10 protein-coding genes are annotated in these 10,805 nt (G+C 46.6%); 4 read left to right on the forward strand and 6 right to left on the reverse strand.

The window, feature by feature from the left end:
• Positions 1–571: 571 nt before the first annotated feature.
• Together Q0393_RS06190 and Q0393_RS06195 are read left to right on the forward strand one after the other, a co-directional pair.
• Positions 572–1,057 (forward strand): hypothetical protein, encoded by a 486-nt coding sequence (locus Q0393_RS06190; RefSeq protein WP_298978749.1) that lies wholly within the window; start codon positions 572–574, stop codon positions 1,055–1,057.
• The gene (locus Q0393_RS06195; protein ID WP_298097253.1) at positions 1,054–1,248 is read left to right on the forward strand and encodes a hypothetical protein; all 195 of its coding nucleotides are present in this window, start codon (positions 1,054–1,056) and stop codon (positions 1,246–1,248) included. The genes Q0393_RS06190 and Q0393_RS06195 overlap by 4 nt, the downstream gene beginning before the upstream one ends.
• A 65-nt stretch (positions 1,249–1,313) precedes the next feature.
• Here the strand turns inward: Q0393_RS06195 and Q0393_RS06200 are convergent, their stop codons facing one another.
• Genes Q0393_RS06200 through Q0393_RS06225 form a run of 6 tightly spaced genes read right to left on the reverse strand, consistent with a single transcriptional unit; the run spans position 1,314 to position 6,045 of the window.
• On the reverse strand, positions 1,314–2,111 hold the full coding sequence (locus tag Q0393_RS06200) for a YgcG family protein (RefSeq protein ID WP_298978751.1): 798 nt from the start codon (positions 2,109–2,111) through the stop codon (positions 1,314–1,316).
• On the reverse strand, positions 2,108–2,701 hold the full coding sequence (locus tag Q0393_RS06205) for a hypothetical protein (protein ID WP_298978753.1): 594 nt from the start codon (positions 2,699–2,701) through the stop codon (positions 2,108–2,110). Before Q0393_RS06205 ends, Q0393_RS06200 begins: the two co-directional genes overlap by 4 nt.
• A 15-nt stretch (positions 2,702–2,716) precedes the next feature.
• The gene (locus Q0393_RS06210; protein ID WP_298978755.1) at positions 2,717–3,430 is read right to left on the reverse strand and encodes a LemA family protein; all 714 of its coding nucleotides are present in this window, start codon (positions 3,428–3,430) and stop codon (positions 2,717–2,719) included.
• Positions 3,427–4,440: an alanine racemase gene (locus Q0393_RS06215; RefSeq protein WP_298978757.1), complete on the reverse strand. Its 1,014-nt coding sequence runs from the start codon at positions 4,438–4,440 to the stop codon at positions 3,427–3,429. Before Q0393_RS06215 ends, Q0393_RS06210 begins: the two co-directional genes overlap by 4 nt.
• On the reverse strand, positions 4,433–4,678 hold the full coding sequence (gene cmeU / locus Q0393_RS06220; RefSeq protein WP_297880638.1) for a CmeU family protein: 246 nt from the start codon (positions 4,676–4,678) through the stop codon (positions 4,433–4,435). The genes Q0393_RS06215 and cmeU overlap by 8 nt, the downstream gene beginning before the upstream one ends.
• The gene (locus Q0393_RS06225; RefSeq protein ID WP_298978760.1) at positions 4,675–6,045 is read right to left on the reverse strand and encodes a phosphomannomutase/phosphoglucomutase; all 1,371 of its coding nucleotides are present in this window, start codon (positions 6,043–6,045) and stop codon (positions 4,675–4,677) included. Before Q0393_RS06225 ends, cmeU begins: the two co-directional genes overlap by 4 nt.
• Positions 6,046–6,143: 98 nt before the next feature.
• Here Q0393_RS06225 and Q0393_RS06230 point away from each other — a divergent pair, with 98 nt between their 5' ends.
• Both Q0393_RS06230 and ccsA read left to right on the forward strand, forming a co-directional pair.
• On the forward strand, positions 6,144–6,635 hold the full coding sequence (locus Q0393_RS06230) for a CreA family protein (protein WP_298026422.1): 492 nt from the start codon (positions 6,144–6,146) through the stop codon (positions 6,633–6,635).
• Between the two features lie 308 nt (positions 6,636–6,943).
• Positions 6,944–10,378 carry a cytochrome c biogenesis protein CcsA gene (gene ccsA, locus Q0393_RS06235; protein WP_298978762.1) on the forward strand — a complete coding sequence of 1,145 codons (3,435 nt, stop codon included), beginning with the start codon at positions 6,944–6,946 and terminating at the stop codon, positions 10,376–10,378.
• The last annotated feature ends 427 nt before the right edge of the window (positions 10,379–10,805 follow it).

Here is a 10,805-nt window from a genome sequence, read left to right on the forward strand (position 1 = left end):
ACGAAGCAAGCGCGCAGCTTTTAAAGCGTCTTGTGGATGCGGGTAAGGTCGTTTTTAAAGACGGCTACTATAAAATCGCCAAGAAATAGCGGCGGAATTGCGAGGTAGAATTTCGTTTCGTAATTTAATGGCAAAATTTTATCGAGATTTCGCAGGTGGAATTTTGCGTCCAAATTTTTAATAGGTGAAATTTTACGTAAATAACTCGTGATGATGTGATGAAATAATAGGGCGCGTAATTTGGATTTAAAATTCTCCAAAAAATAAATTTAATTGGCGAAAATTCTAATGGCAAAAATGCGGGCGCAAATGCTTCGGCTACAGAAAATTCCAATATCAAAAAATATAATTTTAGAAATTCCGCCTCGCAAAGCTCTGGCAGCGAAGATCGGGGCGCTGAAAATTTAAGCGGCGAAAATCCCGATGCCAAAAATTCTAGCGCGCAAAATGATGGTGCGTAAAATTTAGCTCGCATGATAAAAAATAAAGCTACGTTAAAATTTAAAAATTTCATCGCCTGCGCACGCTCTTTTTGGATCCGCACAAAGCTCGCGCGTGCAGGTGCAACTCTTTGCTACTCATTCCCGCCGAAGCCGTTTGTCTCGAAAGATCAAGCATCGTCGCAAAACCGAGCGGAGTGGGTAAAAATTTAAAAAATCAAAATTTTAAAAGTCTAAATTTTAAAAACCAAAACGCTACGAGTACAAATTGCGAGGCAAATCGTTACATAGACTTTAGCGCGGATTACGACACGGATCGCGACATACGCTTTATAGCATATTGCTGCAGCACATGCCAAAGCATAAACTTTAACGCAGATCGAGACTTAAATTTAAATATATGCCACGATATAAATTCTAGCGCGGATTATGACATGAATCTCGTTAAAGGTCACGGCATGAACCCAAGCATAGATTATTACGACATACGCCTCGGAGCGTATCGAGACATAAATTCTGACAGGTATCGCGCCGTGAATTTTAAAATTTCAAACGCAAATTTAAAAACGAATTTAGCAGTTTTAAAAGCAGATTTAAGGACGGATTTCAGATTATGAAATTTTTAAATTTAAAAGTTGCCGCCGCCGTGTTTGCGTTGCTGCTCGCAGGCTGCGACGGATGGAAGCACCATCTAAGCAGCGACGGCATCTCGCTTGCCTCCAAGTTCGACCCCTCCGAGCGCACGCTAAAGATCGAGGGCAATGATAAGCCACTCGTGCTGTTTTTCTACACCAGTAGCCGAATTTAGAAATTCTAAAATTTTAAAATTTATACAAAATTCTACGATTTGGAATTTTGATAAAATTTCTGTGGCTACCAGCTTCCGCTAGCACCGCCTCCGCCGAAGCTTCCGCCGCCCCCACTGAAGCCGCCTCCGCTAAAACCGCCACTTCCTCCAAATCTACCAAAATCCCCAGATGGGCTGCCTCTCATGCGCGATGAGCGCGCGATTTCGTTTATGATGTCTGCACTTGAGATTATATCCTCATCGCTTCTTCTGAGGCGCGTCACGCGGCGGCTTAGTATCGCGAAAAGCAAGACCGCAAAAAGTACCATAAAGATCGCAAAGTCCTTGTTGCTCGGATCCTGCTGCGCGTTGGCGTTAAGAGGATCAAATTTTATATCGCCGCCTTCGATCGTGCTGATGATCGCCGAAATCCCGCTAATGACGCCACTTTCGTAATCTCTCTGCCTAAAATAGGGTAGAATTTTATTGTTGATGATGCGCTTGGCGCGCATATCGGTTAGCACGCCCTCTAGCCCGTATCCGACCTCGATACGCACTTTATGCTCGTGCGGAGCGACGAGCAGCAGTACGCCGTTGTCGCGCCCTTTTTGCCCGATACCAAGAGCGCGTGCCTGCTCTACGCCGATTTCCTCGATAGAGTAGCCACCGAGCGATTTTAGGCTTACGAGCATGATCTGGTTTGTGGAATTTTTATCGAAAGTCGTTAAAATTTCATTCAGACTCTCTCTCGCGGCTGGGCGTAAAATACCAGCCTCATCGATTACAGCGGTGCCGTTTGGGCGGGCTAGATACTCGCTAGGTGCGGCGACGCTTATTACAAATAGCGCCATCAGGGAAAAAGCAAATCTCCAAGCCACTCTCATCGCAGTTCCACCAAGGTCTCTTCTATCTCGTTATTTTCGCTATTTTTAGGCACTTGCATGGCTAGCTTGCACAGCGCGTCCATCGCCTTTAAAACAGCAGGCTCAAGACCTTGCGTGCTGGGGTTAAATTCTGTCGCGATACGTTCAAACTCACCCTTAGAGATAAACTCCGCCGCTCGCGCGCCGCAGATGATATGAGCGCAGCGCTCGCGGACGCAGACGCAAAACATTATCGCTTCTTTTACGCTGCCGTAACGCTCGTAAAATTTTTGCATCGCAAACTCGCCCGAGAGCCGAAGTCTGCGAGATTTAGGCGTGATTAGAGTTAAAAGCGTGGGGCATTTAGCTAGCAGAGCTTTAATCGCTATGAAGCTGAGCGCTACGATCTGCAGTAGCTCAGCTTTGCTTATTTGCGGCACGAAGCACAGAACGATGCCGATCGCAAACGCCGTCACTGCCGCCGCGCTATAGCTAGCTTCGCAGTCCTTGCTTGCTTCGCGCGCGACCACGCAGACGATCTGCGCACCGCTTGCAGCTTCGGCTTTCGTGATTAGCTCGTGGATTTTTTGCTTGCACTGCTCGCTTAGCATTTGCCGCCTTTAGCGTTATTTAAACGAGACGCTAGGGGCTTTTTGGCTTGAGCTATCAGCGCTAAAGCTAGGTTTGGCGCCGCCTAGTCCTACTATGCGCGCGATGATGTTCGTAGGAAAGGTCCTAATTAGCTTGTTATATTCCTGCACCGAGGCGATGTAGTCCTTGCGCGCTACAGCGATGCGATTTTCCGTGCCTTCGAGCTGATTTTGCAAGTCGGCGAAATTCTGATTTGCCTTAAGATCCGGATAACGCTCGACTACCAGCATCAAGCGCGATAGGGCTGAGCTAAGCTCACCTTGGGCGCCGTTAAATTTCGCAAACGCCTCCGGATCTTGCGCTAAACTTTCTGCATTGATATTGACAGCAGTTGCCTTAGCGCGGGCATTTATGACGCCTTCTAAGGTATCTTTTTCATGGCTAGCGTAGCCCTTGACGGTTTCTACGAAATTTGGAATCAAATCGGCGCGACGCTGATATTGATTTTGCACCTGACTCCACGCGGCCTTAACTTCTTCATCTTTGCTTACGAGTTTATTGTAAACCGGCACTGCAAATATCGCAAACGCAATCGCCGCAATCACTAAGACGATTAGGGCTTTGATTAAGATATGAAGCCCTCCTTTTTGGCGCGGATACTCTCCTTCGCCAAAGTTCTCGCCTCGCGCGGATAAGCCTTTATCGTCGTAACCTATACTCTCGTTATTTTCTCCTTGCAGCTCTTTCATTGAAATCTCCTTGGGATGTTGGAATTTAATTTGACTAAAATTTCATATTCGATCGTGCCAAAGTGTTTTGCCCAAATCTGCGCATCGTCCAGCACGCAAACTCGCTCTCCGCCGAATTCTGCACAGAAGCTATCCATCGACATTTTTCCGAGCATTTTTTGCCCGCTTGCAAGCGCTAGCTCGCCCTCACCGTCGTAGCGAAATAGCCCGTCTGCGTAGCCTAAATCGTATGTGCCGATCCTCATATCGCGCGGCGCTTCAAATTTCGCGCCGTAGCCCACGCGCTCGCCTTTTTTTAGCACGCGCGAGCTGATCAGATCGGCATAGAGCTTTAGCACAGGGCGTAAATTTAGGCTCTCGTCAAATTGCGGATATCCAAATTGCGCCATGCCTACGCGCACATATTCGTCCTCAAAGCCCGCACTTCGCTCGATAGCTGCGGAGTTGCTCGAATGAAATTTTAAATTTTTAAAGCCCGCGGCGGCGGTTTTTTGCCCTGCGAGACGCTTAAATTCTATGAAATTTTGCCTTTGTGCGAAAAAATCGCCGCTTAGCTCGTCGCTTGCGCGAAAGTGTGTGAAAAAACCACGTAGCTTAAATCCGCCTTCCTTGCACAGCCTAAGCGTCTCATCTAGCTCGCTCGCACCGATGCCGTTTCTGTGCATCGCAGTATCTGCAGCGATATAAATTTTAAGCCCTCGTTTAAGACGCGCAAAGTAGCTCAGATCATTTACCGCGTAGCAAAAACGCTCATCCTCGTCCCCGCGCGGAATGTGCGAGAGCACTAAAATTTCATCAAATAAATCCGCAATCTGCGCAGCTTCCGCAGTACTTCGCGTTACGGCGCGTACGAAGCCTAGTTTCGCCGCTTCCTCACAGCAAAGTCTGCAGCCATGGCCGTATGAATTATCCTTGGCTACCAAAAATACTCGCTCCGCTCCACCTACTTTGGCGGCGATTTGCGCTAGATTGTGCGCATAAGCGGCGCGATCTAAGATGATCTCAGACATCGAAATTTAGTCCGTAAGTGCGGTATAAATATGGCAGCAGCTTGCGCGCAGCGTAGTCGTAGCCGTAGAATTTCGCGTAAACTTCTTTCAAGCTAGCCGCGCCTGCACGCTCGAAATCAAATACGTCGGTGCCCGCGATCTTTGGCACGCGCTCGTCTAAGAATTTAAAAAATTCCGCTCTCGCAGCCAAAAGCTCTTTTATATTTTTCTCAACCTCTTGCTTTTCAGATTCGTTCATCTCTGGTCCTTTAAATTTTCTAGTTTACCTAAAAATACGCGCTGCATTTCGTCGCGAAACTCGGGGCTGAGAGCCTCAAAGCGAGTTACGATCACAGGCGTGGTATTGCTTGCCCGTACGAGCGCCCAGCCGTCATCAAACCGCACTCTGATGCCGTCGATCTCGATAATATCGCGGATGGGTGGCAGCTCCGCGATACCTGCGTGGATTTGAGCTTTAAGAGCTTCGATGATCTTAAATTTCGCCTCCTCACTCGTATTAAATTTTATCTCGTCGGTGCTAAAAACTCGCGGTAGCTTGTCTAGTTCGGCGTCTAAATCATATCCTTTAGCTACGAGCTCAAGCACGCGCATCATCGCATATACGCCATCATCAAAGCCGAAATATCGCTCTTTAAAATAAATATGCCCGCTAACCTCCGCGGCAAGATCAATACCGAGCTCCTTCATCGCCTTTTTGATATTGCTATGGCCGGTCTTGCCCATGAAGCTTTTGCCGATCTTATCGATGGTATCGTACATCGCCTGCGAGCATTTGACCTCGCCTAGGATGCGCGGGCGGTGCATATTTAAGGCAAGCAGGCAGGCTAGCTCGTCGCCTTTGATATTGCGGCGCGGTGTAAGCACGGCGATCCTATCGGCATCCCCGTCGAAACCGAAGCCCAAGCTCACGCCGTCTTGCTTTATCGTAGCTTTAAGATCCGCTAAATTTTTCTCCTCGCTGGGATCGGGGTGGTGGTTTGGGAAATTGCCGTCTGGCTGCGGGAATAAAACTTTAGCATTCAAACCAAGTCTTTCGATGATTTTAGTAGAGGTAACGCCTGCGGCGCCGTTTGCGCAGTCAATTATAAAAGGCGTAGCAAAGCCCTTAAGCGCTGCAAATTCCTTCTCAAAATATGCTAGATACTCGCTTAAAATGTCGTACCTCTGGGTGCTTGTATCGGTTGGAATTTCAAAATTTGAACCGATCAGCTCCTGCACCTGCGCACCCAGACGTTTCAAATCCGAGCCAAAGAAGCTATCCGTGCCGATCGTTATTTTAAAGCCGTTGTAATTTTTGGGGTTGTGCGAGCCGGTGATCATTACGTTTGCGTCAAATTTATGCGTAAATACGCTAAAATAGCCCACCGGCGTCGGTAGCAAGCCGATATTATAAACCCGCAATCTGGCGAAATTTAGCCCGCTTACGAAATAGCCGAAAAGCTCGTCCGCGCTAAGACGGGCGTCGTATCCCACGCTAACGCGTTCAAGCCCGAGATTTACGATATGTTTGCCAAGAGCAAAGCCGATCGCTTTTACGCTGCGCTCGTTTAGCTCCTCGCCCACGATACCGCGAATATCGTATTCTCTAAAGATATCTTCGATCATAAAATTCCTTTAAATTTAAATCGCGGTATTTTATAAAAACTTGCTTAATATTTATATTATAAATGATAAAATCGCCGCTAAAATTCCAAAGGATTATTATGAAAAAATTTATTCTAGTAGCGATTTTAGCGGCTTTTGCTTGCGCGGGCGATTACGAGCTCGTAGGTAGCGTAAATACTTCGTTTAGAATTTTTGGCAAAGACGATCGCATCGAAGTTATCGCGGTTAAAGATCCTAAGATCGACGGCGTGACCTGCTACGTCTCTTACGCCAAAAAAGGCGGTGCCAAAGAGATCATCGGCGTGGAGGAGGACCGCTCCGAAGCCTCTGTTTCGTGCGTGCAGACAGCGCCTAAAATCATCATTAAAGAGGAGCTGAAAAAAGAGGATATTTTTGAAAAACGCAGCTCGTTAATCTTCAAAAAGACCCACGTAGTTAGGCTTTACGACGCGGTGCAGGGCTCGCTGATCTATTTGGTTTATTCAGACAAAGTGATTGATGGCTCGCCTAATAACTCGATCTCGGCGATCCCGTGCCACCAAGCCGTGGGCGACGTGTGCGAGCTCGCATATACCCAAGGCAAAAAATAATAAGAAGGAATTCCGCAAAAATAAAATTTTATCTTTGCGGAATTCTAAATTATAAATTACGCGATGAGATGACGCACGAAATTTAATAGAATTCGCTAAATTTCGTAGCATTTTATAAAATTTTATCCGCGCCGTTAAATTCCTGCGCGAATGCCTAAGATGAGAATTTGATCGCTTTGTCAAAGCATCTTAACGCATATTCGCGCTACGCTAGTAGGCGTGCGCTTGCAGGTCGTAAAATGAAAAATTAAGCAATTTTTGCTAAAATCTCGCGATTTTGAAAACCCTCGTAAATCTAAAGGAAATCAATGAAGACATTTTTTAGTATGGAGTGCGCGTCAGTGATGCTACTGATTTTGGCGCTAGCCTGTGCGATCGCCACTTTCATAGAGACCGCTTACGGCACGGAAGTAGCTTGGGCGATGGTTTATTCTACTGCGTGGTTTGGCGCACTGATGGTTCTTTTGGGAATAAATTTAACCTACAATATCTATCGCTACCGCATGATTAAGCTTCGCACGCTGCCTGCGCTAATCTTTCATGCAAGCTTTTTGTTTATGCTTGCTGGAGCGATTTTGACTAGATATTTCGGCTTTGAGGGCAATATCCATATAAGAGAGGGCGGCGAAAGCTCGATCGTAACGACCAAAGACGAGGTCGTTCAGCTCCTTACTTTAGGCAGTGACGGCGAGTTTATATCTGCTGACGAGAGCAAATTTTTAAACGGCGCAGGACGGATGAACTTCGATCTCAATCTAGATGTAGAGGGTAGGATCGCAAATTTAAAATTTAAAGAGCTAATAGAACACGGCGAGCTAAAATGGGTGCAAGATCCGACCGGACAGGCTCCTGCGCGCGTGGAACTATTATTTTCCAACAATGTTGGCAGCCAAAATGTCTCCTTGCAATCAGGAGAAAGCATGGATATAGGCGAGCTTAGTATTACTTTTAATGCAGAGCCTAAAAGTAAGAATTTCATCTATATAAAATCCAAAGACGGCAAATTTTATCTAAACTCAAGTCTTGATATAAATGCCACTAAAATGGCCGATATGAGCACTTCGCCGCTTAGGAAAAACGAGGATAATCTGCTAGGCAATCTCTTGCTTTACAGCTTCGACGGGATAAATTTCGCCCCCGTTAGCCTGCTTAGCTCCGCGATCGAGAAATTCGTCCCAGTCGATACGAATTTACCGGGTGAGCCCGGCGTAGTAGCTACGCTAAGCTTTGCAGGGCAGAGTCGCGAAATCTACGTACCTAGGGATTCGCATGGTGCTAGCTACAAGGTGGGTGATAAGAATTTCATCGTAGCCTTGGCGCCAAAGATGCTTCATCTGCCTTTTAAAATCGCGCTTCGCGACTTTGTGATGGATCGCTATCCAGGCACCAATTCGCCCTCCGGATATAAAAGCGAAATCACGCTAAAAGACGGCAATTCGAGCTTCGATTATGATATTTTTATGAATCATGTGCTCGATTACGGCGGATACCGATTTTTCCAAAGCTCATACGACACGGATGAGCGCGGCACCGTGCTTTCGGTCAATAAAGACCCCGGCAAAGTTCCAACTTACATCGGTTATTTTTTGCTTTGCGTGGGGATGTTTTTTAACTTTTTCAACCGAGGCTCGCGCTTTTTCAAGCTCTCGCGCTTAATCAGCGAAAATACACATCTTGCTCGAGAAAAAGATGTAAATTCTAAAAATTCCGCGTCTAGCTCGGTGCCCGTAAGCTCCGCAGAAAGCTCCATATCAAAACGCGCCAAAAAATCGCGACGCGGTACTAAAGGCGCGGCATTAGCATTTGTAGGCGCGTTGGCTTTGAGCTCGGCTGCATTGTATCCTAGCACAGCAAATGCCGAACAAAACTTCACGACTCAAAATTCTATTTCGCAAAATTCTGCCTCAAATGCAGCCGCAGAAAATTCTGCGCCGCAAAGCCCGGCTAGCGTGCAAGATCCCGCTTCGCAAAATTCCGCGCAGAATTCCATGCAAAATTCCGCCGTTGAAAATTCCAAGCAGAGCTCCGCTTCGCAAGAATCTGCAGCGGAGCAAGACTCCGTCCCACCGCATAATTTTTCTACTATGGGAGGCGAGCTAGCCGTGCCGAAATTTGATCCTAAATTTAGTGAGGATTTAGCAAGCCTCGTAATTCAGGGATTTGATGGGCGAATGGAGCCTTTTGATACAGTTTCTAGGGAGCTTTTAAATAAAATTTACCGAGCCGACGACTATAAGGCACCAAATGGCGAAATTTTAAACCACAACGCCGCTGCGCTTTCTTTTATGCTAAATCAAAGCTACTGGAGGCGCGCGCCGATTATCAAGGTTAGCGAGCCGGAGCTTAAGAAAATTCTAGGTATGGATGAGAAGCAAAGCCACGCCAGTATGATGGATTTTTTTGAATTTAAAGGCGGCGAGAACTATTACAAGCTCGATAAAATGGTCGAGGAGATTAATCGCAAGCCTTTGGGCAATCGCGGTGTGCTAGATAAAGAGATCATCAAGGTAAATGAGCGCGTAAACGTCTTTTACTCGGCGTTTATGGGGGATTATTTTAGAATTATTCCGGTTAAGAACGCTAAAAATAACGAGTGGCTTTCGCCGCTATATCTAGGCGATGCGCTGGATCAAAACGAATCAACTGAAGTTAAAAAGATGATGGGAATATTCGTTTCGTCCGTGGTCTATGCCCAAGAAAGCGGGGATTGGAGCGGCGCAGAAAAGATGCTAAGCTACGTCAAAAAATACCAAGCACAAAACGGCGCAAATTTAATGCCTAGCGAGAGCGCAATAAAATATGAAATTTTATTTAATAAGGCTAAAATTTTTTCTCGCCTCTTTCCGATCTACACTGTCTCGGGATTTTTGCTTCTGATCTTTATCTTTTTGCGGATGATGAAGCCCGCTCTTCGCTTAGGCGGCGCGTTTAAGCTCGTTTACGTCGTAAATATCGTCGCCTTCATCGCGCATACTGCAGGTCTTGCGCTACGCGGCTACGTCTCGGGGCACGCGCCGTGGAGTAACTCCTACGAATCGCTCATCTACATCGCGTGGGCGCTGTCGCTAAGCGGAATATTTTTCTCGCGCAAATCCGCTATTTCGCTGGCGCTTACCTCGATAATGGCGGGCATAACGCTGATGGTGGCACATCTTAGCGACATCGATCCGCAGATCACTAATCTCCAGCCGGTTCTAAAATCGCACTGGCTTACGATTCACGTCTCGGTAATCACCGCGAGCTACGGATTTTTAGGCCTTTGCATGCTGCTTGGAATTTTTACCCTCGTGATGTTCCTGTTTGACAAGAAAAACCCCGAGATCGCGCGCAATATCACGGAGGCTACGCATATCAACGAAATGTCGATGATCCTAGGGCTTTGCTTGCTAACCGTCGGCAACTTCCTAGGCGGCGTGTGGGCGAACGAAAGCTGGGGGCGCTACTGGGGCTGGGATCCGAAGGAGACCTGGGCGCTCATTACGATTTTCATCTACGCGGTGGTCGTGCATTTTAGATTTATGCCTAAGCTCAACAATCAGTTCGCCTTTGCCGTAGCCTCGATGTTTGCGTATTTTAGCGTCATAATGACCTATTTTGGCGTAAATTTCTACCTAAGCGGCATGCACTCTTATGCTAGCGGCGAGCGCATTCCTGTGCCTGGCTGGGCGTATGTGATGGTTGCCTCGATGATAGCTCTTGCGATCACGGCGTATTTTCGCTCGGGCAAATCGGCTAGGCTTTAGATAGGTGGGGTCCAAATTTCAGAATAATAATTTTGAAATTTCGCCCGGATTTCGCAGTTTGCCGAGGCTTTAGGGATTTATGGAATTTATCTTTAAATTCCGGCTAGGCTTTGGGATCTCGCAGAATTTTATAGAATTTTACGGCTCGCGATTGCGCTAAATTTTAAAATTTTGCATCGTGGCATAATGCACCGTAAGGGAATTTTGATGCCCGAGGTTTTGTGATGTCGTAAAATTCTAATGATTTGGAATTTGCGCCGCTATGGGATTTTAATGTTTTAAATTTTACTTCTAGTGGAATTTTTTCATACGACGGAAGCGCGACGTAATTTAGAATTTTAAAATTTCAGCTAGCGCGCTAGCGTAAAATTCTGCCCTACTGCCGCCATGACCGAGCAGTGAAATTTTAAAATTTGATTTTATAAAT

This window comes from uncultured Campylobacter sp. (assembly GCF_938015785.1).
Classification (GTDB): Bacteria; Campylobacterota; Campylobacteria; order Campylobacterales; family Campylobacteraceae; genus Campylobacter_B.